Raw genomic sequence first — 23194 nt, 5'->3', positions numbered from 1 at the left:
TTCGATCCGTTGTTTGCGTGGCATGAAAACGAGGCTAGCCACGGAGTCGGGGATTGGTCAAATATTTATATTTTGCGTTTGACCCCTTTTGGGCTGACCGTAGCAATGACCCCTTTTGAGCCCTTGTGCCATTCTGACATGATCCCCTTTTCTCTGTCCTAGACTAAACTGGCATTTCATCGTAAGTTCTCTTGTTGAGCTTGCGGCCAGTCTGCTTTTTGTTGGTGCCTCCCCATTGCTTAAAGAAGAATTTAGTATCTGCACGTTTGCATTGCTTCAAAATGTCCTGAACCCATGCTTCTTCCATCGGTCGTGAATGGGGCCCAGACTCGCCTCCTACGATGACCCAGTGGATACCGCTCAAGTTCATGCTATCGAGTGGACCAATGAGTGGTTCGCAAGATAGAAAACGAACGGTCGCTGGAACGCATCGAAGGTCTTCGATTCGATCCTGAACATCGTTGTTCTCAACACTGACTCCCATCCAAATATTCGAAGTCCAATTCAACTTTGGTGCGAGTGTCATGAGGCGATCGCTACGCTTTGTGAGGACCTGAAATGTGTGCTGAGGACATTCATTCATCGTTTTGAATACCTTCTTGATGAAGCTCAATGACACGTCTTTGTGAAAGAGATCAGACATGGAGTTTACAAAGACTACACGCGGCTTTTTCCATGACTTTGGCAGATCGATTAAATCGTCGTGAGTTTGTAGTTTAAAGCCCTTTTGGTAGCGCTGAACACCCATAGCTTCAAGCCGTTTGGCCATTCTGGCTGCATAGCAGTTCTTACATCCCGCACTGATTTTAGTGCAACCTGTGACTGGGTTCCATGTTACTTCGGTCCATTCTATGGATGTGGTAGTTGCCATATGAAGGTGAACAATAGTTCATCCTTATGTGTAGTCAACGGCTATTGCGTAATAACTCTGACCTAAAGTTGTTTTACCTTTTCTTTTCATGCGCTTCATTGCTGGTTTAGGTGTTTTAGCATCCTTATCAAGTATGGTAATTCTGCCCTCAGATTCTAGCTCAAGTAAAGCCTCTCGATATGCAGGCTCGGAGAATTTATCATCAGGCATTTTGACACAGTCATCATAGAAAAAGCTGATCTTTGTCGGCTTTCCATTTAGCTGTTCCTGTATTCTATCTTTGAATGCATCCCAATTTGGCCGAAACAAAGCATTTGAGTCATACTTTGATGCTTGTATCAGGCCTAGGCCTCCTTCTCCTTCATCGGTTACGCCGAGTTTCCACATGACATCTTTCATAATCTTATATCCGAGGGAATGTTTTGTCACATGGATCAAGTAGTGGCTGGTAATTTTTCGTTTCTCGTGCTCGATCGGAAAGAAGGTGACGAAGCTATCGGATCCTATTTCCTCGTAAATTGCCTGCATATAAGCAGAGAGCATTGCCTGTTCTTTTTGAGCTGGTTCTTTCAGTGTTGAAATCTCGTTGGTCAGGTTTTGTGACCTTTCTTCTGAACCATAAAGGTCAATCAATGTCTTACTGAGTTTTTCAAGCCCACACACTCTTCTTACGCCTTCAATATTGAAGAATATGAAAGCCTCACACCTATCGTAAGACAGGATTTTCTTTATCGATTGCATTGATGCACCGTCGATGCCACATGGGTCAACGAATGCAAAAGTTGGAGCTAGTTTTGATCCGCCTGCTTCGAGTTGTGAGATTATTACATCTACTGCGTCGCTAAAAGTCCCATTGTGCACACCTGGCTCGCGGATGGCAGGATGTGCCTTGTGGAATTTATCAATTTCTTGTGATAATGATTTGAAGTTTTCGGCATCAGCTTCAACAAAAATTGTAGTAACCTTCTCTGCTAGGTCCGGTTTTTCTGCTATTACTTTAAGTGCATGTAGTGGTGATCCGTCACATTTTTCTCCGCTTCCATTGGAATCATCATACGTTCCCCTGCCTGCGAAACCATCTAAGTATACAAGGTTATTTCTATGGCCTTTTAGGATCTGAAAGAATGCGAGCATATATTTTCTCAGTATCTCATGCTTAACACGAGTTTGATCTCGGTATTGGTTGAAGTGCTTTCTGTCTTTTATTTTTGAAGCCATGATTTTAAATTGTTAGCTTAGATAGTGTGCCTTGCCTTGGGGTTCTGGTATACTGCTCAATAACTTGGATTTGGGGTGAAAAACAGGTCATGTCTTTGCCTTTGCAATCGGTGGTGGGGGGGCGATTGAATATGGTTGGAAATTTAACGATTGAGTTGCTCAATCCATGGTTTGAGGCCAGCTTGTCGCGTCTGTGTGTAACGGTCGAGTGTTTTTGATAATTCGGCGAGTTCTGGGCTGATCCAATGGATGGCTTCGAGGATTTCGGAGTGTTGTTGGTCGAGATCTGCCCAGTGGAGAATTCGCTCATGATGGAAGACGCGGTTTCTTAAATCACGTATACGCTTCCAGCGTTGATCGAGTTTTTTGAGGTTTCGCTTTCGGCGTGGGGCATGGATGAATACTTTACTGGCAAGCCTATGGCCAATGCCGCTGCTGGCATGTGCCTTGTTGAAGAAGCTCGTCCAATATCCGAAACTCAATTCTGCGACGATTCGACCTGCTGTTGTGGGTTTGGCTTTTGATTTGAGCAGCTCCTGAGCTTCGTGGACTTTTCTCGCTTGCCAAGTGGTTTGAGACTTTGGGGCTAGAAACCATTCATCTGTGTCAAAGTGGATGCTGAGCTCTCGATGGATGCTATTGCGCAATGCGATCTCTGCCATTTGTAATGGTGAATAGAGTGACTCGCAAAGCGCCATGTTCAACAGATAGCGGGCTAGTATCAGTTGGGGCTGGTCGCTGTCTGTGCCGTATGCCCCGAGTCGCTCTGGGGCGAGTGTCTGTATGATCTGATCGTAGCCGCTGGAGTTCATGCTTGATTTTTATCGGCGGTTCTCTACTTTGATGAGCGTAAACCTCGGAAATCCTTCTCCCGTCCTTCGCGACGGTGCTAGGAGCCGGGGTTTCTTTTTGCCCTAAACTTTGGTTCTTCTAGCTAACCTGTCAACGTTAGGGAGATTCGCAAGTTTTGCGTAAAGTGGACGCATGTTGCTTAGACGGAACATGGGTGGGTAGGATCCGGCTTCGCTGAGCTACGCCGGGACAAGTCGGACGGATCACTTTATACAGGTGCGGTGCCTTTGCAGTCGGGGTATTGGGTGCAGCCCCAGAACTGGTGGCCTTCGTTTTTGCCCTGGCGGGCGGTGCGGAGGGCCATGAGCTCGCCGCAGATTGGGCATTTGGGGATTTGCTGGGTGGGATCCGGCTTCGTTGAGCTACGCCGGGACAAGTCAGTCTGATTGGTCGGATCGGACCGATCCTTTTTACGCCTTTCGGCGATTCGGGCGCTGGCGAGTTGCTCAGAGAAGCCGCCGCCTTCGACGAAGGCTTGCTCCATGCTAATCAGCTGCTGGTCGAGCAGGTAGTTGGCTTGATGAATCAAGCAGATTAGGCTGTTGGCGATCACGGCGGGGTCTTCGTGCTGGAGCACGGGGGCGTAGAGCTTGGCGCGGGCGCGGTCGCCGGCGTCTTGGGGATCGTGCAGGGGGGAGCCTTCGGGGGCTTTGCGAATTTGACTGCCGAGCTCACGTACTTGCTTGGCCTGGCTGCCGTTGGGATCCCAGAGGGGCAGGTCGTTTTGGCGTAGGTAGTCTTCGAAATCGAGCAGCAGCTCTTCCAGACTGGCGCGGGCTACATTGGTGAGCTTGAGCTCGGACTTGGTGCTCACGGCGCCGGCGCGGTTGCCTTCGGCGATGTTTTGCCGTCCGCTGCGGGCGGCCTGGATCATTTGGTCTTGGGTGCGACTGTAGCCGCTCACGAAGCGTCGGCAAAAGCTGACGGTGCCGTCGTAGATGAGCGTCGTGGTTTGAAAGCTGCGCAGTTTCCGATAGCCCCCGCTGGGCCGCAAGCGGCGTTTCGCTGGCTGGCGGTCTGCGGGGGTGTCGGGCATTTTGGTTTTTGGGGGTGTTGTTCTGGGGGGAGGATCGGTCGGATCGGTCGGATGGTTGGGGATCGGTCAGATCGGACGGATCGGACCGATCAAACTTCCGCTGCGAAGCGGCGCGCGTTTTGAAACATCTTGAGCCAAGGGCCGGCTTCGCCGGTGAATTGATCGGCTGGGCGGTAGCTCATCTGAACGCTGCGGAAGCAGCGCTCGGGGTGTGGCATCATGATGGTGGCGCGGCCGTCGGTGGTGGTGAAGGCGGTGGTGCCTGCCGGGCTGCCGTTGGGGTTGGCGGGATACTGCTCGGTGGGTTCGCCTTGGCCGTCGATGTAGCGCATGCTGATGAGGTCGCCTGTGAGGCACTGCTCGAAGTCGCCGGTGGCGGAGAAGTCGGCGCGGCCTTCGCCGTGGGCGACGGGGATCGGTAGGAGGCTGCCTGCCATGCCCTTGAAGAAGATGCTGGGGCTCTCCATGATCTCGACGTTGCTGTAGCGGGCTTCGAATTGCTCGGAGCGGTTGCGCTTGAATTGTGGCCAGTGCTCGGCGCCAGGGATGATTTCCTTGAGCTGGGAGATCATTTGGCAACCATTACACACGCCGAGCGTGAAGGTGTTTTCACGCTCGAAGAAGGCTTGGAACATGTCTTTCAACTTTTGGTTGTAGAGGACGCTCTTGGCCCAGCCGGAACCGGCGCCCAGGACGTCGCCGTAAGAGAAGCCGCCGCAGGCGACGAGCCCAGCGAAGTCTTTGAGGTCGACCTTGCCGCTGAGCAGATCGGTCATGTGGACGTCGACGCTTTGGAAACCAGCGCGGTCGAAGGCGAAGGCCATTTCGTTTTGGCCGTTGATGCCTTGTTCTCTGAAAATGGCGACCTTAGGTCGATTTTTAGAGATGGCGGATGAGTGATTAATGATGGCGGATGCGGGACCTGGGATGAAAGTCGACTCTGGCGCGGCTGACTCTGATGCGGGCGTGACAAGTCGCGCCCCTACGTTTTCGGCGTCGGGGTCGAAGGTGGGCTTGATCAGGATTCCTGCGTTATCTTCATCTAACAAGCTATTATACTCTTCCAATGCGCAGGCGGGGTTGTCGCGTTGGGCTTGCATGCGGAAGCTTAACTCGGACCAGGCGCGGTTGAGCGTGGTGATGGTTTCGCTGTAGATGTCTTGGCCTTCGAGGCTGATGTTGAGCGTTGGCTCGGCGCTGGTGTTGCCGATTAGGTGCGTGATGTCGCTGACGCCGTGCTTGGCGAGGATGGTCATGACGGCGGCGAGCTTGGATTTGTCTAGCTCGATGACGGCACCTAACTCTTCGGCGAATAATGCGGCTAGAGCGAGGGCGGAGGGAACGTCGAACGTTGAACGTTCAACGTCCAATTTTGAATTGGCTGACGTGGGCGAATCTGAAGCATTGGCTGACGTGGGCTGATTCTCGGCGGGCGTGACAAGTCGCGCCCCTACGTTTTCTTTGTTCGATGTTCGATGTTGGACGAGCTTGTCGAGGATGACGTTTATGCCTTTGCGGCCGGCGATGGCCATTTCGGCTAGGGTCGCCAATAAGCCGCCGTCGCCGCGGTCGTGATAGGAGAGAATGAGGCCTTCTTTGAGCAATTCTTGGATGGCATTGAAGAAGCCGACGAATTTTTCGGGATCGTCGAGGTCGGGGCAGTTGTTGCCGATTTGATTGTAAACTTGGGCGAGGGTGCTGCCGCCGAGGCGGTTTTTGCCGGCACCGAGATCGATTAGCATCAGGGCGCTGTCGGTGGACTTGAGGTCGGGTGTGGCGGTCTTGCGCACGTCTTCGACGCTGGAAAACCCGGAGACCATGAGGCTGAGCGGGGAGACTTGTTTGTGGTCTTGGCCGGAGCTGTCTTTCCAGCTGGTGCGCATGGACATGGAGTCTTTACCGACGGGGATGCAGATGCCGAGGGCGGGGCAGATTTCCATGCCGACGGTTTTGACGGTGTCGTAAAGGTTGGCGTCTTCGCCGGGCTCGCCGGCGGCGACCATCCAGTTGGCGGAGAGTTTGATGTTGCCGATCTTGCCGACGTAGGCGGAGGCGATGTTGGTCAAGCACTCGCCGATGGCAATGCGGCCGGAAGCGGCGGCGTTGAGGATGGCAATGGGTGTGCGTTCGCCCATGGCCATGGCTTCGCCGGTGGTGCTGTCCATACTGGTGGCGGTGACGGCGACGTCGGCGACGGGTGTTTGCCAGGGGCCGACCATTTGATCGCGAGCGACCATGCCGGTGATGCTGCGGTCGGCGATGGTGATCAGGAAGCTCTTATTGGCGACGGCAGGGAAGCGCAGCACGCGGTCGATGGCTTCGGGTAATTGAATTTCGGATACGTCGAGCTCGGCGTGGTCTTCGACCAGACGAGTGACGTCTTTGAGCATCTTGGGTGTCTTGCCGAGCAGGACGCTCATGTCCATGTCGATCGGGTTGTTTTCAAAGTGGGAGTCTTCGAGCACGAGTTGTCCGTCGTTGGTGGCTTCGCCGACGATGGCGACGGGGCAGCGTTCGCGTTCGCAGAGTGCCTTGAAGGCTTCGATGCGGTCGGGCATGACGGCCATGACGTAGCGCTCTTGGGATTCGTTGCACCAGATCTCCATGGGCGACATAGAGGAGTCTTCGTTGTGAATGTTGCGCAGGTGGAAGCGTCCACCGGTGGCTTCGACCAGCTCGGGCAGGCCGTTGGAAAGTCCACCGGCGCCGATGTCGTGAATGGAAAGCATGGGATTGTCCGCGCCGAGGGCGATACAGCCGTCGATGACTTGTTGGCAGCGGCGTTCCATTTCCGGGTTGCCGCGTTGCACGGAGTCAAAGTCGAGCGCTTCGGATTGGGAGCCGGCGCCGATGGAGGAGGCAGCGCCGCCGCCGAGACCGATCTTCATGGCCGGGCCGCCGAGTTGTAGAATGAGAGCTGTGGGAGGGATCGGCTTTTTATCGACGTGCTCACGCTTCATGTTGCCCATGCCGCCGGCGACCATGATGGGTTTGTGGTAGCCGCGGTGTTGGCCGTTGTGCTCCAGCTGGAGGGTGCGGAACATGCCGCAGAGTTGTGGACGGCCAAACTCATTACCAAAGGCTGCGCCACCGATCGGGCCTTCGAGCATGATGTCCATGGGCGAGGCCATGCGGCTTGGGTGCTCGGCGATGTGCTTTTCCCAAGGCTGCTTGTAGCCGGGCACTTCCAGATTGGAGACCATGAAGGCAGAGATCCCTGCCTTGGGGCGGCCGCCGATACCGGTGGCACCTTCGTCGCGGATTTCACCGCCGACGCCGGTCGCGGCACCTGGGAAGGGCGAGATAGCGGTGGGGTGATTGTGGGTTTCGACTTTGCAAAGAATGTCGAGCTGGCTGGGAGTCTTTTGGTAGGCGAAGCTGCCGTCCTGCTGGTTGACTTCCCACCAGTCGGCGGGGGCACCGGGGATGACGCCACAGTTGTCCGCGTAGGCGGAGAGCGTGCCTTCGGGGTTGAGCTTGTGTGTGTTGCGGATCATGCTGAAGAGCGACAGTTCGCTCTTCTCGCCGTCGACGATCCAGTCGGCATTGAAAATCTTGTGGCGGCAGTGCTCGGAATTGACCTGCGAGAACATGACCAGTTCGGCATCGGTGGGGTCGCGCTCCATCTTCTGGTAGGCCTTGACCAAGTAGTCGATTTCGTCGGGCGACATAGCGAGGCCCCAGTCGATGTTGGCCTTGTAGAAAGCGTCGGGGCCCTCGGCCATGAGAGGCACGGTGCGGAAGGGGGCGGGCTCGAAGTGGCTGAAAAAGTCGGAGACGTCGTCGTAGACCGCTTCGGTCATACGGTCGTGCAGGGCGAGCAGCGCCAAGCCGAGGTCTTGCATGCTTAGCACCAGGCCGTCCTCGGTGGTGAGGATGAAGTGGATGCCGCGCTCGACGCGGGCAATGGCGTCGAGGCCGCAGTTGTGGAAAATGTCGGTGGCCTTGGAGGACCAGGGAGAGATGGTGCCCTTGCGCGGGGTGACGAAAAAGCCGCCCTCGTTGGCGCGGGCGAAGTGCTGTTCGGCTGCGAGCAGGGCGAAGGCGCGCTCCGTGGTTTGGTCGTCGAGCGGGTGGGCTGACTCGATGAAGTAGACTTCGACCGCGTCGATGGCGGCGATGTCGTGTGCGGCGATGGCATCGTTGAGCGCGTTTTTAAGCGCGGTGAGACGGAAATCGGAGAATGCCTGACGGCCTTGGAGAATGATTGGTTGCATAGCTGGAAAGTCAGAAAAGTCTAAAACCAGCTACGTTGGCGAGCGAAGGCGCAGGGAACAATACGAAAAGTACCTTTGTTGCTTGCTGTGTGACGGCTGTGCTGTGGGGGCGTAATGGGGGCGCTGACGTTTTTGAACCGTTAATTTACGTGAATGAACGTGAATTTTTATGACTGAAAGTGCGGTTGCTAGGTTGTGCTTAGGGCTTTAGCTGACGCTTTGAGGGTGCTTTTAGGCAGAATCATTTCTACGGGCCGTGGATTTGTGGGCAGTGATCGGGAGAATTTGATCGAGTTTTTTGGATTGTGACTCATCGTTAGGGGGCATGAATGATATTCCTAGGATCATTGCCCACCGTGGAGCTTCGGTCGCGGCACCGGAAAATTCGATTTCTGCGCTGCAGCGGGCTTGGATGGAAGGCGCGGATGGCGTGGAATGTGATGTGCGCCTGACTTCGGATTGCCAGGTGGTGTGCATTCACGATGCTGATACGGAGCGGGTGGCAGAACGAAATTTATCAGTCGAGGCGCATACTTACGAAGAGTTGGCGCAGTTGGATGTGGGGCTGAAAAAGTCGGCAAATTTTAAGGGAGAGCGTATTCCGCTGCTGAGTGAGTGGTTGGCGAATGTGCATGCGGGGAAGAAGGTTTTGATTGAGCTGAAGACGGGGGCGGAGATTTTAGTGCCTTTGTTTGAGGTGCTCGACGCCGCTTCGGTGGCGCTGAAGCAAATTGTGCTGATCACATTTGATCTCGAGATGGTGCGAGCACTGAAGGCGCAGCGGCCTGGGCTGGGCGTGTATTGGTTGATCGATGTGAAATCGAATTGGCTGGGGCGCTCTAAACTGAAACTTGCGGATGTGCTGGACACGGTGGTGGACACCAACGTGGATGGAATCGGCTTGCGGTGTCACTCGGGGATCAATCGCGAAATGGTGAAGGCGATCTTGGAAGCAGACATCGATTTAAACATCTGGACCGTGGACGATCCTGTGGATGCGCGGCGTTATGCTTCGTTTGGCGTGAGCTCGATTACGACGAATTGCCCTGAGGTGATTCGCTACGCTTTACAGAAATAGCGGGCGGCCTGTTCGCTGAGGCTGAATGGACGGCGATTTGGAACCGTCAATTTACGTTCATTTGCGTGTATTATGACTGGGAAATACGCGGGTTGGCTGTGCTTGGAAACTGGGGAATCTATTTCCTATGTCTGAATTTGATTGGAAATCTTTTGTGAGCTCGTTGATTCTATTGCAATGACGACTGATATGAAACGGGTTCGCTGGGGGATTTTGGGCTGTGGCAAAATTGCGCATTCTTTTGCAAAAGCTTTGCAAGAGGTGGCGGGGAGTGAATTGCATGCGGTGGCCGCCCGGGATGCGGAGCGGGCGCAGGCCTTTGCCGCGGAGCATGGTGCGGCGGGTGCTTATGGTTCTTATGAGGCGTTATTGGCGGATCCGGAAGTGGATGCGGTCTATATCGCTACGATTCACCCTCAGCATGCAGCGTGGATCGCGCATTGTGCTTATGCGGGCAAGCATGTGCTGTGCGAAAAGCCGCTCACCATGAACTTGCGGGAGGCGAAGCATGCGGTGAAGGTGGCGAAGGAGAAGCGCTGTTTGTTGCGAGAGGCCTTCATGTATCGTCATCATCCGCAGACGCAGCGAGTGGTGGACTTGGTGGAGTCGGGCGTGATCGGCAAGGTGCGGATGATTGATGCGACTTTTTGTTTTAATGCCGGCGAGTGCCCGGAGTCCCGATTGCAGGATAAAGCGCTGGGGGGCGGCGGCATTTTAGATGTGGGCTGCTATCCGATGTCGTTTGCGCGTTTGATAGCAGGGCGTGCGCAAGGACGACTGTTTGCGGAGCCGTTGGAATTGAAAGCTGTGGGTCACCTCGACATGCAGACCAAGGTGGACATGTGGACGACAGCCGTGCTGCGCTTTGAGGGAGATGTCTTGGCCCGCTGCACCTGCGCGGTGCAAATGAGTGCTGAAAATCAGGTCGTGATTTCCGGCGAGCGTGGACGCATCATCGTGGAGAGTCCCTGGTTCTGCAATGGCAGGATACGCACGGTGTTGGATGACGATCGAGCAGACGAGGTGATCGAGCCTATGCTTGGCCGCGATCTGTATGCCTATGAAATCGAATCCTTTGCCGGCGAATTGCGTGGTCAAGCAATCGGGGCGCGTGCGGTAGGCATGCGCTTGGACGATAGCCTGGGTAATATGAAGGCGCTGGATTGGTGGCGCGCGGAGATCGGATTGGCCTACGAGGCGGATCGGTGCTGATTTAGCCTTAATTCAGAAGTCAGAGGTCAGAAAACAGAAGCCAGGCACTGTTAATCAGTTCGTTATAAAAATCACGGCATGCGCCATTTGGGCGAGACCGGAAGTGCCATAACTGATTGATATTCATCTCTGCTTTCTGACATCTGTCTTCTGACTACTCTTTCTAGGTTTAGGCGTTCAGTTCAACTAATTTCGCCATGATTGCCTTTTGAGCGTGGAGGCGGTTTTCGGCTTCGTCGAAGATGATGCTTTGTGGGCTATCGAGCACTTCTTGGCTGACTTCTTCGCCGGCGTGGGCGGGGAGGCAGTGCATGAAGTAGGCCTCGCTTTTGGCTAGGGCGAGTAGTTCGCGGGTTACTTGATACGGGGCCATTTCGGCTTTGCGTTTCTCGGCTTCGGCTTCGTCGCCCATGGAAACCCAGACATCGGTGTAGATGACGTCGGCGTCTTGGAAGGCGGCTGTGGGATCGGTCGTGAAAGTGTAGTTTAATTCCAGTCCGTCGGCTTTGAGGGCCTCATCGATTTCGCTGCCGGGCTCAAAACCTTCGGGGCCTGCCAATACGATCTCCATGCCGAACATGGCGGCAGTATGAATCCACGAGTTGGCCATGTTGCTGGCGCAGTCGCCGAGGAAGGCGACTTTTTTGCCTTTGAGCGTTTCGATATCCATGTCGTCGGGCGAGTAGCGCTCCAACAGAGTGAAAATATCGGTGTAGAGTTGGCAGGGGTGGTTGAAGTCGGTCAGGCCGTTGACAATGGGCATGCTGGCATGCGCGGCAAAGTCTTCGATGATGCTGTGGGCAAAGGTCCGGATGACGAGGCCGTGCAGGTAGCGCGACATAACTTTGGCGGTATCTTCGATGGTTTCGCCGCGTCCGATCTGAGTGTTTTGTGAGTTGAGTACGACGGGATGTCCGCCGAGTTCATGCACGCCGACTTCGAAGGAGATCCGGGTGCGGGTGCTGCTCTTGTAAAAAAGTAGGCCCCAGGATTGAGTGCTGAGTGGCTGCGCCGAGCTGGCCCGTTCGGCTTTGAATTGCTTGGCCAACAGGAATACCTGTTGGGCCTGTTCGAGGCTGAAATCGGTTTCTTTTAAAAAGTGGTGCATGACTGGGGGAACATCGAGGGTTCGAGCTCGAACGCTGAATGTTGAGTGTAATGGTTTTTATTAAAGGAGTTAGAAATGATTTAATATTCGAAGTTTAAGCTTCGGTGTTGGCGAAGATGGCATCGAGGATTTCGACGGATTCGCTGAGTTGTGCGGGTGTCGCGATGAGTGCGGGCAGTAAGCGAACGACGTTGTTGCCCGCGGGGACGACGAGTAGCTTTTTCTCACGGGCGGCCGCTGTGATGCTGAGGTTGAGGCCTTCGGGCTTGAGCACGAGGCCGACCATGTATCCAGCACCCCGTATGCCAGCAATCAGCTCGGGATACTTTTGGGCGAGTTTTTGTAGTTGAGCATGCCAGGCCGGGCTGTTGGCAGCCACCTGTTGGATGAGTTGCTCCTCTTCGATAATGTCGAGGGTAGCGTTGGCAGCGGCACAGGCGAGCGGGCTGCCCCCAAAAGTCGTGCCGTGCGAGCCGGGCTGGAAGAGCTCGGCGTAGGGCTCCGAGACCCAGATGGCGCCGATCGGGAACCCGGCGCCGAGGCCTTTGGCCATACCGATCGCGTCGGGTTGGACGCCGCTGGCTTCGAAGGCGAAAAAGTGTCCACTGCGGCCGATGCCGCATTGCACTTCATCCAGCATGAGCAGTGCGCCCCGCTCGGTGCAGAGTGCCCGTAATTCTTGTAGAAAGCTGCTTTCGGCAGGGAAGAGGCCACCTTCGCCTTGTATGGATTCGATGAATACGGCGGCTACGGAGTCGTCGACTAGTTGGTCGAAACTCTCGATGTTGTTGAGCTCACCAAATTTAAAGCCTTCCAGCATGGGGCGGAAGCCGCCTTGGATCTTTTCCTGAGGTGTGGCGCCCATACCGCCGAAGGTCCGTCCGTGGAAGGCGTTTTTCGCGGCGACGACTGTGAAGCGTTTGCCTTCTTCGCCGCTCAGCTTTTTTCCGTGCAGCCGTGCTAGTTTGATCAAAGCCTCGTTGGCTTCGGCGCCGCTATTGCAGAAGAGCGTCCGGCCAGGGCCAGCTTTAGCAACGAGGCGGTCGGCGAGCTTTTGCTGTCCGGGGATGCCGTAGAGGTTGCTGCAATGAGTGAGTGTGGCGGCTTGGGTATGCATTGCCGCCACCCATTTCGGGTGGGAGTGCCCCACAGAAGTGACGGCGATGCCGCTGCCAAAATCTAAATACTCGTTGTCGGCGTCGTCGTAGAGATACACGCCTTGGCCCCGCACGGCGTTAAACGCGGGCGGGCCGTAGTTTTTGATGAGTGTCGGATGGTGGTTCATGGGAGGAAAAGTTGGCTGGTTTTCTGTTTGTCAGTTTTCGGTTGAACTGAGGGACGGTAAACTGAAAACGGGTTAACCGAGTCGAAAGGCTCGCTACGAATTAACGATTTCGGTGCCGACGCCCTTGTCGGTGAAAATTTCCAGTAGTAGGCTGTGGGGCTGCTCGCCGTCGATAAAGTGGACACGGTGCACGCCACTGCGGAGCGCTTTGACGGCGCTGTCGGTTTTGGGAATCATGCCTTTGTTGATGGTGCCATCTTGGACCAGGCCGGCGACATCGTCGGCGTTGAGTGAAGAGATTAGCGAGGTGGGATCATTTATATCCTTCATCAGTCCGGGCACGTCGCAGAGGTAGACGAGGCGTCGGGCGCGCAGCGCGGCGGCCACACGACCTGCGGCGGCGTCGGCGTTGGTATTATACACTTGGCCGTCTTCGTCGCAGGCGATGGGTGAAATGATGGGGATGTAGCCATCGTTGAGTGCTTTTTTAATGATTTTGGTTTTGACGGTATGCGTCTCACCGACGAAGCCCAGATCGAGTTCTTCGCCGTCCACGACGACTTGTTTCTTATCGCAGACCAGGATGTTGTTACCCGGAATCGCGAGTGGGCGGGCGTTTTTGGCCTGCAGGATTTCGCAAATCTCGAGGTTGACGATTTTGTTGAGAGTGTGGTCGACCACTTTGACCGACTCGGCGTCGGTGACGCGAAGACCGTGCTCGAAGCGTGTTTGCACATTGGATTCAGCCAGTGCGCGTGTGATGGCTTTGCCGCCGCCGTGTACGACCACAACTTTGATGCCGGCCGCATGCAAGAAGGCGATGTCGGTGGCGACACGGGTGCGCACCATCGGGTCGGCATCGTCCATAAAGGCACCACCGTATTTCACCACAAAGATCGCATCGCGAAAGCGTTGGATGTAGGGAAGCGCTTCAAGCAGCACGGCTGCCTTGGTGGTGACGTCGAGTTGGGAAATATCGGACATTATTCGGATTTATTGAAGTCTACGTAGGCCTCACTGAGATCGGAAGTGAGTAGGCGGAAGCTGCCGCTGCCTTGGTTTAGATTGAGAGTGATACGGAAGCGTTTTTTAGAAACGATCGCTTTCCACTGGGCGAGGTTGCTGTCTTGGGGGAGTCCACCGATGAGGGCGGGCACATCGTCGTAGTGGATGTCGAAGCATGCTTCTTTGAGTCCGACCCGGGCGTAGCCGGCGGCGTCGGCGAGGCGGCCCCAGTTTGGGTCGGAGCCATACCAGGAAGTCTTGACCAATAAGGAGTTGCCCACGGCGCGAGCCACTTTTTCGGCGTCCTGTTCGCTTTGGCAGCCTTCGACGACTAATTCGACCAGTTTGGTTACTTTTTCACCATCGCCGACGATTTTTTCCGCCAGAGCATCGCAGACCTGGAGCACGGCCTCGCGGAAGGCTTGCAACAGTTCGGGTGAATCGTTGGGCACCAAGCCGGACTTGCCGTTGGCGAGTAGTAGCACGGTGTCGTTGGTGCTCATGTCGCCGTCGATTGAGATACGGTTAAAGGTCTGATTGCAGGCTTGGACCAGAGTATCTTTCAGCGCGGCGTTGTCCACCTCCAGATCGGTGGTGAGGAAGGCGAGCATGGTGGCCATATTGGGCTCGATCATGCCTGCGCCCTTGGCGATGCCCGCGACGGTGAGTGTTTGGCCTTGGTAGGTGAAGCGTGCTGTGGCGCACTTGCGCCGGGTGTCGGAGGTCAGAATGGCATCGGCTGCATCCAGCGAGGCCTGTGTTTCTGAGCTGAGTGCGTGTGCGGCCGCGGCGATGCCGGATTTAATTTTGCCCATGGGCAGCTTGCGTCCGATGCGCCCGGTCGAGCAGACCAAAAAAGGCGAGCCGATACCGGTCTCCAGCTGTGCGATCGCAGACATTTCCTTGGCGTCGCGCATGCCCTGTTCCGCTGTAGCTGCGTTGGCATTGCCGCTATTGGCAACAAAGCCGGCGACCTTCATGTTGGGCTGTGAGAGGATCGCCTTGCACACGTGCACGGGGGCGGCACACACATCGTTGAGCGTGAAGACCCCCGCAGCATTGCAAGGTTGCTCGGCTGTCACCAATGCTAGATCAAGTCGTTGGAGGTCGCCCTTCTCCCGGATGTCCGCGGCGACACCCGCGGATTTGAAGCCGGGGCAGTCGGCGATACCTTGTGGATTTTCGATTAGCTGAACTTGGATCATTGGGATGAGGGCTGAGAGCTGAGATTAGAGTAGGCCAGCGGTTTCTTCGAAGCCGAACTTTAGATTCATGAGTTGGACGGCTTGGCCACTGGCACCCTTGATGAGATTATCGATGACAGAATTAATGATGAAATTGCCCGTGCGTGGGTCGTACACCGCGGATATGTCGGCCCGGTTAGTGCCGGTTACGTGTTTGGTGTCTGGGAAGGTGCCTGTGGGCAGTACGGATACAAAAGGCTTGCTGCCGTAGGCCTTTTCCCAGGTGTCGTAGACACTCTTTAGAGAGTCTTTGAGCTTGGCCTTGGCCACGATGGTGGTGGAGATGCCGCGTGACATGGGGGCGAGGTGTGGGTTGAACTGCACGATGCAGTCGGCGAAGGCAGCTTTTTCGAGTTGCTCTTCGATCTCGGACAGGTGGCGGTGCTTGGGCATACCATAGCCCTTCATGCTTTCGTTGCGCTCGCAGTAGATGAAGTCTTCGGCGACCTTACGGCCGGCACCGCTGACACCACTGTAGCTATTGATGACGATTCCCTTGGGGTCGATCAGTCCCGCTTTGAGCAAGGGGACCAGTGGCAATTGAATGCTGGTCGGGTAGCAGCCCGGGCAGGCAATCAGCGAGGCGCTCTTCCATTTGTCGTCGGCGAGTTCCGGGATGACATAGGGAGCGGCTTCCAGTAGGTGTGGGGCCGGGTGTGCTTGGCCGTAATAGTCTTCGTACACCCGAGTCGAGCCGAGGCGGAAGTCCGCGCTGAGGTCGATCACCGTTTTGCCGGCTTGATAGAGTGGATCGGCAAACTCAGAAGCCACGCCGTGGGGGAGCGCGAGAAAAAAGATGTCGATCTCCGTGGAGGCGGCGAGCTCCGCCGGATTGGATGCGGTAAAAGACAGGTCGCCTACCAGATGTCGCAGGGCCGGCATTTGATCGCCCACTAATTTACCTGCCAGCGAGCGCGAGGTCACTGCCGTCAGTTTGACATCCGGGTGCCGGGAAAGAAGCCGGACCAGTTCTTCGCCGGAGTAGCCCGAGGCGCCTATGATTGCTGCATTCATGATTGTATTAGTGATTTTAAGTGGAGCTAATGAAACGAAAAAACCCTCCAAGGCACGCTTGCGCGGCTTTGGAGGGTTGCAAAAAGAGATGCGACCATTGCCGCCGCTGGCGGTTTAACGTTTCGAGAATTGGAAGCGCTTACGTGCACCGGGTTGACCGGCTTTCTTACGCTCACGAGAGCGAGGGTCACGCTTCATGTGGCCTTCTTGTTTGAGGGGCACGCGCAAATCTGCGTTCAGCTTCTCAAGAGCGCGGGCGATACCGAGGCGAACTGCACCAGCTTGGCCGTTGAGGCCACCACCTTGTGCTTTTACAGTGATATCCACTTGATCGGACATCTCAACTGTCTTCAAAGGAGAAAGGGCAGCGTTGGCAAACTCTTCAGTCTTGAAGTAGGCGAGAGGCTCGGAGCCGTTAACGACTACCTTGCCAGTGCCGCGAGTGAGGCGGACGCGTGCGGTGGCTGTCTTACGACGGCCGACGGTTACAAATGTTTCTTCGCTCATGGTATTAAAGTTGGGCTATTAAACCAAAGGTTTAGGCTGTTGTGCTTCGTAAGGATGCTCGGCACCGGCGTGGATTTTAAGTTTCTTGATCATTGCACGACCAAGCTTGTTGCGTGGGAGCATACCTTTAACAGCGTGCTCAATGATGAACTCAGGCTTTTTAGCGCGCATATCGCTCATGCTGACGTGGCTTTCGCCGCCCATCCAGCCAGAATAGAACATGTAGCTCTTATCTGTGTTCTTTTTGCCGGAGACTTTAATCTTCTCAGCGTTGATAACCACAACGAAGTCGCCTGTATCAGCGTGCGGTGTGTAGGTCGGCTTATGGCGACCACGCAGCACGTTGGCAATTTTTACGGAAATGCGGCCGAGTGTTTCGTTGGCAGCATCGACTACATACCAGCTTTTGGTATGGTCGGATTTGGTAGCTAAAGTCGTCTTCATGATTTTTGGAAAAGCGGTGAACAGTAGAATGGGCAGGTCCGCTGTCAATGGGAATTTTTAGGGTTTTTTCTTCCTGTATGAATAGTCGTGGCGAAGGGCAGTATAATATAGGGCAAATCAGAGCCGAATTTGATGTGTGGCAGAATTTTATTGCAAATGATCTTGCACCCTTCATTTTGCGCTGTTTTTCCCATCTGAAACACACACACTGGAGGAATACGACTTTGAGAGACGACTATTTAAGAGAAGCGCAGAAGAAAATCACAGATCCGATGATTCTGGTCAATGTGGTGTCCCGCCGTGCCAAGCAACTGAAGAGTGGTTATAAGCCGCTCATTGAGTCCTTGGAGCGTCTTTCAGCTGAAGATATGGCCTTGCGAGAGATCATGGAAGGTAAGATTACGTATCAGCTTTCTGAACCTGAAGAGGAGTAAGCCCTTCTTAATAACAGCGTGCCCTCTACGTTCCTCAACTGGAGGGGTGAATTAACGTGTGCGCCAAAAAAAAATCTAAGGATCACCAGCGTGAGATCCGCAATGGTAAAGCCCATCACAATTATTTTGTGGGCGATTCCTTTGAGGCTGGAATCGTACTGCAGGGGACTGAGGTGAAGGCGATTCGTCACGGGGATGCGCAAATTAGCGAGGCATTCTGCCGTGTGGAGAAGGGGCAGGTCTGGATGTATCATTCGCATGTCGGGGAGTATAAATTTGGTAATTTTCAAAATCATCCTCCCCGTCGTAAACGTAAGTTGCTGTTGCACCGCCGGGAGATTCACAAGTTTATCGGTGCTATGGAGGCTGGTGGGAAGTCCTTGATTCCCATACGTATCTACTTGAAGCACGGTCTGATTAAGGTGGAGATTGCGTTGTGCACCGGTAAAAAGCTGCACGACAAGCGGGAGACTTTGAAGAAGAAGATTACTATGCGTGAGGCCGAACGAGATATGCGTGATTATCGCAGATGAGCTGGGCAAGCTTGGGTTTTCTTTGCTGAACCGATTGCATTTTTACCTTATTGCTTAACTATACGAACTTTTGCAGAGCACTCTGTGGTGCAGTTCTTATTCATCTTTTGTAACTATGTCTCCTCGTTCCATTATCATACAAGCCCCTGCCAGCACTTCTAATTGTGGACCGGGCTTTGATACGCTGAGCATTGCGCTTTCGTTATATAATTTTGTGCGTTTGGTTGAGCGTGAAGATACACAGATTTGCGCGATCGAATCGGTGAGCGATGCGACGCAGGCCATGGTTGAGCAGGCCGTTCAGGCTTTTACGAATGAGGCGCAGGTCTCTCAGTTGGGCTTTGATTATGAGATTTGGGGAGATGTTCCAGAGGCACGTGGGTTGGGGTCCAGCTCGACGATACGTGCTGCGATCGTGGCTGGTTTGAATCATTTACATGGCAAGCCGCTGGATTTAGAGGCAATGATACGTTTGACCACTTGCTTGGATAATGCGCCGGATAACGCTTGTGCGGTCTTTGCGGGGGGATTTTGCATCGCTCGCACCAATCCTAGTGATTTTACCTACCGTGAGCACGTCCGCTTTTCTTTGCCGGAGTCGCTGACATTTGTGGCTGTGTCGCCGGATTATAAGGTACTTACAGAGAACTCACGGCGCGTGTTGCCTGACAATATTCCGTTTCATGATGTCGTGCGTAGTGCCAATAGCTTGGCGTTTTTGGTTGGGGCGCTCGTGTCTGGGGATTTTTCTCGTTTGGATGGCGCAGTAAATGATTATATTCACCAGCCTTACCGTGAGTTGTTGAATCCCTTTGGTCGCGAGAGTATTGAGGCCGGCTGTCATGCTGGAGCGTATACCGGCTGGTTGAGTGGGAGTGGTTCGACAGTAATGTGTGTGACGAGCCAGGATAAGGCTCGCGTGGTGGCGGCAGCGATGGAGCAAGCTTATTCGGGCAATGGCATTCAATGTCGCAGTTATCGTTTGATGACGGATAATCGTGGCCTAACCGTGAGTGTTGAATCCGCAGAGTAAATTTCATAGCATCGTGGCGGAGGCTGCCGAGCTTTTCGATCCTTGTGGCGAGCGAGTGTTGACCTCTCTTAATTTTCATCTTCATTGATCTATAGTGAATGACTCGAATCGAGATTTTAATGAAGTGATCCGTGCGATCCGTAAGGATGATACACGTTATGCGCGTGGCGCCTATTATTTCCTGCGACAAGCCTTGGATTTCAGTTTGAAAGAACTGCATAAATCCGGGGACCTGGATAAGTCCAATCATTTGACCGGCAAGCAATTGCTGGAAGGGATTCGCTTGTATGCGATTGATCAATACGGCCCCATGGCACGACCTGTCTTGGAGCATTGGGGCATCAGTGAGTGTCGTGATTTTGGTAACATCGTTTTCAACCTAGTGGAATGTAAGGTGCTGGGAAAAACTGACCAGGATAGTGTGGAGGACTTTTCGGGCGGCTATCAATTTGCAGCTGCTTTTGATCGTCCTTTTCGTCCTGAGCGGATAAAGCCCACAATTAAGAAGCCACGGATGAGTTAATGTTGTTATCGTCTTCGTCTTGTTCCACCTGAGCTTCGCGTTCGGTGAGTAGCATCGACTTTTCGACCAATTCGTTTTCGCATTTCTCGATAAAGGCCTCCCGCTCGTGGAGCAGACGGCGTGCTTCTTGCAGGGAGGCTTCCTGTGCTTCAAGTTCCCGCTGTAGGGCTTTTAGCGCTTTCGCTTCTTTGTCTAGGTCGTTGTGATTGTCTACCTTGGGGCGGGCTTTGGAATTTTTACTTTCGAGTAAAGTCTTGTGCGCTTGTAGGAGGGCTTCACGCTCATTAAGCTCGAGTTCGCGTGCTTCAATCCGTTTCTCGCGTTGCGACACCTGGTCCTCCCGGACGATGATCTCTGCTTGTAGTTCCAGCAGATGGGCTTCCATCTCCTGCTGCTGGCCAGATTTGGTTTTGACCGAGGGGAATTCATCGATTGGGCTGAGCAGCGGGGACACTTGAGCGCCTTCGCGTCGAGTGGCTGCAACGATGGCTGTTTTTAAGCTTAGTTGCCGGGATGCCTGACGTTTGGGCGGAGGCGGCGGGGGCGGCGGCTGAATCGTTGATTGCTGCCGTCTATTGCGTTTTGATTTGGAGAGTGAAAACATCTTAGACTGAATATGCGGACGGGGGTGTTTGAATCAATAGTCTAAATCTATAGCATACTTGTATTCAGTAAGTTAAACAATCTTCTAACAAATGAATGAAGGAGTTTCTGGAGATAACTAAGGTGTAATACTTAGGTGTCGATTGCAAACTAAAGATCGAAATTGTGCCAGCGAGTGTTCTTACTGTTCGGTTTTATGCAAATATCGCCTAGTCAGTTCTCCGCCACCCAATCCAACGAGTTGATCGAGCGTCTGTTTCGGGCGCCGGTCGAGCGTCATACCTTGTCAAATGGCCTGACACTGGTCAATCGTCCTGATTTTTCCAGTGAGGTGGTCTCTGTGCAAGTTTGGGTGAAAACAGGTAGCATTCATGAGGATTCGTTGATTGGTTCTGGTTTGTCGCATTATTTGGAGCACATGCTCTTTAAGGGAACCTCGCGCCGGGATGGTAAATCCATTAGTCGTGAAGTGCATGCCATGGGGGGGGCTATCAATGCTTACACTACTTTTGATCGTACGGTTTATTATATTGATGCACCTTCGTCTGCATTTCATCAGGTCGTGGATGTGCTTGCCGACATCGTTTTACATTCGACCTTACCAGTTCATGAGGTCGAGCGTGAGCGAGCGGTTATTTTGCGAGAGATTGATATGGGGCTTGACGACCCTGATCGTCAATTGAGTCAGGCCTTGTTTCGGACTGCGTTTCAGCGACACCCTTATCGTGAACCAGTGATTGGGCATCGTGCTCTGTATGAACAGGTAAGCAGTGAGGAGTTACGGGCCTATTATCATGCACGGTATGTGCCTAATAATATGGTGGTGTCGGTGGTGGGAGCGGTCGCCCCGGAAGAGTGTCTTGCGGAGATCGACCGCTGTTTTGGTTCAGTGCCGCGCGGGCGTTTGGCACCAGTGCGTGTGGAGGAAGAGCCGGTTCAACTTGCTGCTCGTCGGGAAGATATTGTGGGTGAGTACAATATTTTTCGCGGTGGTCTCGGATTTAAGGTGCCTCATATGAGTCATCCTGATTCGCCTTGTTTGGATTCGCTGGCGCATGCGCTGGGTGGTGGTGAGAGTTCCTTGCTCTGGGAACGTCTCCGAAATCAGCGGAACCTTGTTAATTACATCGATTGTCGCAATTGGAACCCGGGCGGCAGTGGCCTTTTCTGGATCTCCTATGTTTGTGATGCGGTCAAAAGTGCCGAAGTCGAACAGGCGATTTTGGATTTATTGGCCGAAGTCGTGACGCAAGGCTTGCCGGAATCAGTGGTGGAAAAGGCACGTCGCCAGGCACTCACTTCCGAAATCAACGGTCGTAAGACGATGAGTGGTCAAGCATCACGCCTTGGGCTGGGTGAGGTTGTGATTGGGGATATTCATTACGGACGTCGTTATCTTAAAAGATTGCAAGCGGTTCAGCCCGGTGATCTGCAAGCTGCTGCGCAGCGCTACTTGGTCGAGGAGAGCATGTCGGCGGTCACGCTTGGGCCTGCGCCGCAGGTTATTGACAGCACGGCGGCGTTGGAGGAGAAGCTGGCTCTTGAGCCGTTTGAGCAGGTGACTATGTCCAATGGAGCCCGTCTGTTGCTACAGCCAGACAGTCGCTTGCCCAAGGTGCATTTTCGCTGTGTATTTAAGGGCGGTCCACTTTATGAGCCTGCTGAGCAGCGTGGAATCTCCTCTTTGCTGGGTGAGTTATTGACTAAGGATACTGCTCGCCGCAGTGCGCAGCAGATTGCAGAATTGATTGAAAGTATCGGTGGTAGTTTTTCGGCCACAGGAGGCAACAATACCATTAGTTTTTCGATCGAGGTCTTACCTGCAGATCTGGATACCGCGCTTGAATTATTGAGTGATGCGCTGATTGAGCCAGCCTTTAAACCTGCCACCTTTGAGGTTGAGCGCGCAGCGCAGGTCGCCAGCCTGAAGGAAGAGGATGACGAAATTCTTGAATTTGGATTTCGTAAATTGCGTGAGCGATTCTTTGGAGAGCATCCTTTTGCAGTTGGTTCGGATGGACGTGTTGCCGATTTAGAACAACTGACCGTGGAAGATATTTCTGCGCATTACCGTAGGCTGATTCATGCGAGTAACTTGGTGCTGTCTGTGACCGGTGATTTTCAGAGCTCGGTCATGCTCGAGCGCCTGCGTCCATTTTTGGAGTCCAAGCTACCAGCTGCATCCTTCCAGCTCGCAGATGTGGCTGCTCCCGTGCTTGCGAACGCTTATAGCGGTAGTGAAATTATGGAGCGCGAACAAGCAGTCGTATTACAGGCTTATCCTGATGCGGGTATTCAGACGAAGGATTTTATTGTCGCAGAAGTGCTGAATGAATTATTTAGCGGTATGTCGAGTCGTCTCTTTGAACGTGTGCGTGAAGACCAGGGCATGGCCTATTATGTTGGGAGCACGCGGGTGATTGGTTTGCATACCGGAATGTTTGTTTTTTATGCGGGCACGCATCCTACGCAGGCTGAGGCTGTCGTGCGCGAGATCGACCTCGAAATCGCGCGAGTGGCAGACGCGGAGGTGACTGAAGATGAACTCGCTCGTTGTCGCACGCGCTTGAAAGCAGCACGTCCAATGGGCAAGCAGACACTTGGTGCACGGGCGATGCACGCTGCGATTCAAGTGACCTACGACTTGCCGATTGACGATGATGCGGAGCATGCCGAACAATTGGATCGCGTCGATGCTGCCGAACTCGCTCGCTTTGCGCGGAAATATTTCGCCGCGGACAAACGCGTGCAGCTCATCGTGGGGCCCGCCGCCAGCTAGATCAGTATTGATCTGAAAATATTATTAGGAATCCTTGGAAACGCAGGCAAATTAACCGAATAATTTGGCCATCTCTTATACCAATTCGAAAAAAGTTTGGTCCTAATAGATATATCTTTTGTAACCTTGGTTCTCGGAACCGGGGCGATGCCGATCGCTCCCCGAAACAAAGTTTCGAGGCTACGCTAAGTCCAAGCT

General features: G+C 53.9%; 21 protein-coding genes. 8 read left to right on the top strand and 13 right to left on the bottom strand.

All coding sequences use genetic code 11. The annotated features are described in order from the left end of the window. Positions 1-163: 163 nt before the first annotated feature. The 5 genes from QEH59_RS15220 to purL form a co-directional block, all read right to left on the bottom strand. Positions 164-871 (bottom strand): DUF5131 family protein, encoded by a 708-nt coding sequence (locus QEH59_RS15220; RefSeq protein WP_308986237.1) that lies wholly within the window; start codon positions 869-871, stop codon positions 164-166. 24 nt (positions 872-895) lie between these two features. After that, positions 896-2089, bottom strand: coding sequence for a three-Cys-motif partner protein TcmP (locus tag QEH59_RS15215; RefSeq protein WP_308986236.1), 1194 nt, complete (start codon positions 2087-2089; stop codon positions 896-898). A 143-nt stretch (positions 2090-2232) separates the two neighbouring features. Next, positions 2233-2901, bottom strand: a complete 669-nt coding sequence (locus tag QEH59_RS15210; RefSeq protein ID WP_308986235.1) for an Abi family protein — start codon at positions 2899-2901, stop codon at positions 2233-2235. A gap of 248 nt (positions 2902-3149) precedes the next feature. Beyond that, complete coding sequence (locus QEH59_RS15205; RefSeq protein ID WP_308986234.1) at positions 3150-3977, bottom strand: four helix bundle suffix domain-containing protein; 828 nt, start codon at positions 3975-3977, stop codon at positions 3150-3152. Positions 3978-4066: 89 nt separating this feature from the next. Further along, the gene (gene purL / locus QEH59_RS15200; RefSeq protein WP_308986233.1) at positions 4067-8194 is read right to left on the bottom strand and encodes a phosphoribosylformylglycinamidine synthase; all 4128 of its coding nucleotides are present in this window, start codon (positions 8192-8194) and stop codon (positions 4067-4069) included. Positions 8195-8519: 325 nt separating this feature from the next. On the opposite strand from purL, the gene QEH59_RS15195 reads away from it, so the two are divergent. Then, positions 8520-9272, top strand: a complete 753-nt coding sequence (locus QEH59_RS15195) for a glycerophosphodiester phosphodiesterase family protein (protein ID WP_308986232.1) — start codon at positions 8520-8522, stop codon at positions 9270-9272. A 189-nt stretch (positions 9273-9461) separates the two neighbouring features. Beyond that, complete coding sequence (locus QEH59_RS15190; RefSeq protein WP_308986231.1) at positions 9462-10484, top strand: Gfo/Idh/MocA family protein; 1023 nt, start codon at positions 9462-9464, stop codon at positions 10482-10484. 169 nt (positions 10485-10653) lie between these two features. Here the strand turns inward: QEH59_RS15190 and argF are convergent, their stop codons facing one another. The 5 genes from argF to argC all read right to left on the bottom strand — a co-directional run bounded on the left by argF (position 10654) and on the right by argC (position 16140). Next, positions 10654-11592 carry an ornithine carbamoyltransferase gene (argF, locus tag QEH59_RS15185; RefSeq protein ID WP_308986230.1) on the bottom strand — a complete coding sequence of 313 codons (939 nt, stop codon included), beginning with the start codon at positions 11590-11592 and terminating at the stop codon, positions 10654-10656. Positions 11593-11686: 94 nt separating this feature from the next. Further along, entirely contained in the window at positions 11687-12877 is a 1191-nt protein-coding gene (locus QEH59_RS15180) for an aspartate aminotransferase family protein (RefSeq protein WP_308986229.1), read from the bottom strand. A 93-nt stretch (positions 12878-12970) separates the two neighbouring features. Next, the gene (gene argB, locus QEH59_RS15175; RefSeq protein ID WP_308949261.1) at positions 12971-13861 is read right to left on the bottom strand and encodes an acetylglutamate kinase; all 891 of its coding nucleotides are present in this window, start codon (positions 13859-13861) and stop codon (positions 12971-12973) included. Next, a complete protein-coding gene (gene argJ / locus QEH59_RS15170) occupies positions 13861-15087 on the bottom strand; it encodes a bifunctional glutamate N-acetyltransferase/amino-acid acetyltransferase ArgJ (protein ID WP_308986228.1) in 1227 nt (408 codons plus the stop codon). Before argJ ends, argB begins: the two co-directional genes overlap by 1 nt. 24 nt (positions 15088-15111) lie before the next feature. Further along, positions 15112-16140, bottom strand: a complete 1029-nt coding sequence (gene argC, locus QEH59_RS15165) for an N-acetyl-gamma-glutamyl-phosphate reductase (protein WP_308986227.1) — start codon at positions 16138-16140, stop codon at positions 15112-15114. Between argC and QEH59_RS15160 the strand changes: the two genes are divergently transcribed. After that, complete coding sequence (locus tag QEH59_RS15160; RefSeq protein ID WP_308986226.1) at positions 16124-16258, top strand: hypothetical protein; 135 nt, start codon at positions 16124-16126, stop codon at positions 16256-16258. The two genes, argC and QEH59_RS15160, sit on opposite strands and share 17 nt — an antisense overlap. Here QEH59_RS15160 and rpsI read toward each other — a convergent pair. Together rpsI and rplM are read right to left on the bottom strand one after the other, a co-directional pair. Further along, a complete protein-coding gene (gene rpsI / locus QEH59_RS15155) occupies positions 16255-16647 on the bottom strand; it encodes a 30S ribosomal protein S9 (RefSeq protein WP_308949258.1) in 393 nt (130 codons plus the stop codon). The genes QEH59_RS15160 and rpsI overlap by 4 nt on opposite strands. 18 nt (positions 16648-16665) lie before the next feature. Beyond that, the gene (gene rplM, locus QEH59_RS15150) at positions 16666-17091 is read right to left on the bottom strand and encodes a 50S ribosomal protein L13 (RefSeq protein ID WP_308986225.1); all 426 of its coding nucleotides are present in this window, start codon (positions 17089-17091) and stop codon (positions 16666-16668) included. A gap of 77 nt (positions 17092-17168) precedes the next feature. Between rplM and QEH59_RS15145 the strand changes: the two genes are divergently transcribed. The 4 genes from QEH59_RS15145 to QEH59_RS15130 all read left to right on the top strand — a co-directional run bounded on the left by QEH59_RS15145 (position 17169) and on the right by QEH59_RS15130 (position 19614). Beyond that, positions 17169-17525: a DNA-directed RNA polymerase subunit omega gene (locus QEH59_RS15145; protein WP_308986224.1), complete on the top strand. Its 357-nt coding sequence runs from the start codon at positions 17169-17171 to the stop codon at positions 17523-17525. 56 nt (positions 17526-17581) lie between these two features. After that, complete coding sequence (smpB, locus tag QEH59_RS15140) at positions 17582-18058, top strand: SsrA-binding protein SmpB (protein ID WP_308986223.1); 477 nt, start codon at positions 17582-17584, stop codon at positions 18056-18058. Positions 18059-18173: 115 nt separating this feature from the next. After that, a complete protein-coding gene (gene thrB / locus QEH59_RS15135) occupies positions 18174-19091 on the top strand; it encodes a homoserine kinase (RefSeq protein ID WP_308986222.1) in 918 nt (305 codons plus the stop codon). 94 nt (positions 19092-19185) lie between these two features. Continuing rightward, a complete protein-coding gene (locus QEH59_RS15130; RefSeq protein ID WP_308986221.1) occupies positions 19186-19614 on the top strand; it encodes a Minf_1886 family protein in 429 nt (142 codons plus the stop codon). Here the strand turns inward: QEH59_RS15130 and QEH59_RS15125 are convergent. Next, positions 19592-20218 (bottom strand): hypothetical protein, encoded by a 627-nt coding sequence (locus QEH59_RS15125; RefSeq protein ID WP_308986220.1) that lies wholly within the window; start codon positions 20216-20218, stop codon positions 19592-19594. The two genes, QEH59_RS15130 and QEH59_RS15125, sit on opposite strands and share 23 nt — an antisense overlap. Positions 20219-20413: 195 nt before the next feature. Here QEH59_RS15125 and QEH59_RS15120 point away from each other — a divergent pair, with 195 nt between their 5' ends. Beyond that, on the top strand, positions 20414-22996 hold the full coding sequence (locus QEH59_RS15120; RefSeq protein ID WP_308986219.1) for a M16 family metallopeptidase: 2583 nt from the start codon (positions 20414-20416) through the stop codon (positions 22994-22996). The last annotated feature ends 198 nt before the right edge of the window (positions 22997-23194 follow it).

This window comes from Thalassobacterium sedimentorum (assembly GCF_031127905.1).
Classification (GTDB): Bacteria; Verrucomicrobiota; Verrucomicrobiia; order Opitutales; family Coraliomargaritaceae; genus Thalassobacterium; species Thalassobacterium sedimentorum.
The sequence above is the reverse complement of the archived record's forward strand: the minus strand, read 5'-3'. Positions and strand labels throughout refer to the sequence as shown.

Coding starts and splice junctions, on each gene's coding strand:
- QEH59_RS15220 (WP_308986237.1), bottom strand. CDS start 871: ATGGCAACTACCACATCCATAGAATGGACCGAAGTAACATGGAACCCA.
- QEH59_RS15215 (WP_308986236.1), bottom strand. CDS start 2,089: ATGGCTTCAAAAATAAAAGACAGAAAGCACTTCAACCAATACCGAGAT.
- QEH59_RS15210 (WP_308986235.1), bottom strand. CDS start 2,901: ATGAACTCCAGCGGCTACGATCAGATCATACAGACACTCGCCCCAGAG.
- QEH59_RS15205 (WP_308986234.1), bottom strand. CDS start 3,977: ATGCCCGACACCCCCGCAGACCGCCAGCCAGCGAAACGCCGCTTGCGG.
- purL (WP_308986233.1), bottom strand. CDS start 8,194: ATGCAACCAATCATTCTCCAAGGCCGTCAGGCATTCTCCGATTTCCGT.
- QEH59_RS15195 (WP_308986232.1), top strand. CDS start 8,520: ATGAATGATATTCCTAGGATCATTGCCCACCGTGGAGCTTCGGTCGCG.
- QEH59_RS15190 (WP_308986231.1), top strand. CDS start 9,462: ATGAAACGGGTTCGCTGGGGGATTTTGGGCTGTGGCAAAATTGCGCAT.
- argF (WP_308986230.1), bottom strand. CDS start 11,592: ATGCACCACTTTTTAAAAGAAACCGATTTCAGCCTCGAACAGGCCCAA.
- QEH59_RS15180 (WP_308986229.1), bottom strand. CDS start 12,877: ATGAACCACCATCCGACACTCATCAAAAACTACGGCCCGCCCGCGTTT.
- argB (WP_308949261.1), bottom strand. CDS start 13,861: ATGTCCGATATTTCCCAACTCGACGTCACCACCAAGGCAGCCGTGCTG.
- argJ (WP_308986228.1), bottom strand. CDS start 15,087: ATGATCCAAGTTCAGCTAATCGAAAATCCACAAGGTATCGCCGACTGC.
- QEH59_RS15160 (WP_308986226.1), top strand. CDS start 16,124: ATGATTGCTGCATTCATGATTGTATTAGTGATTTTAAGTGGAGCTAAT.
- argC (WP_308986227.1), bottom strand. CDS start 16,140: ATGAATGCAGCAATCATAGGCGCCTCGGGCTACTCCGGCGAAGAACTG.
- rpsI (WP_308949258.1), bottom strand. CDS start 16,647: ATGAGCGAAGAAACATTTGTAACCGTCGGCCGTCGTAAGACAGCCACC.
- rplM (WP_308986225.1), bottom strand. CDS start 17,091: ATGAAGACGACTTTAGCTACCAAATCCGACCATACCAAAAGCTGGTAT.
- QEH59_RS15145 (WP_308986224.1), top strand. CDS start 17,169: ATGAATAGTCGTGGCGAAGGGCAGTATAATATAGGGCAAATCAGAGCC.
- thrB (WP_308986222.1), top strand. CDS start 18,174: ATGTCTCCTCGTTCCATTATCATACAAGCCCCTGCCAGCACTTCTAAT.
- QEH59_RS15125 (WP_308986220.1), bottom strand. CDS start 20,218: ATGTTTTCACTCTCCAAATCAAAACGCAATAGACGGCAGCAATCAACG.
- QEH59_RS15120 (WP_308986219.1), top strand. CDS start 20,414: ATGCAAATATCGCCTAGTCAGTTCTCCGCCACCCAATCCAACGAGTTG.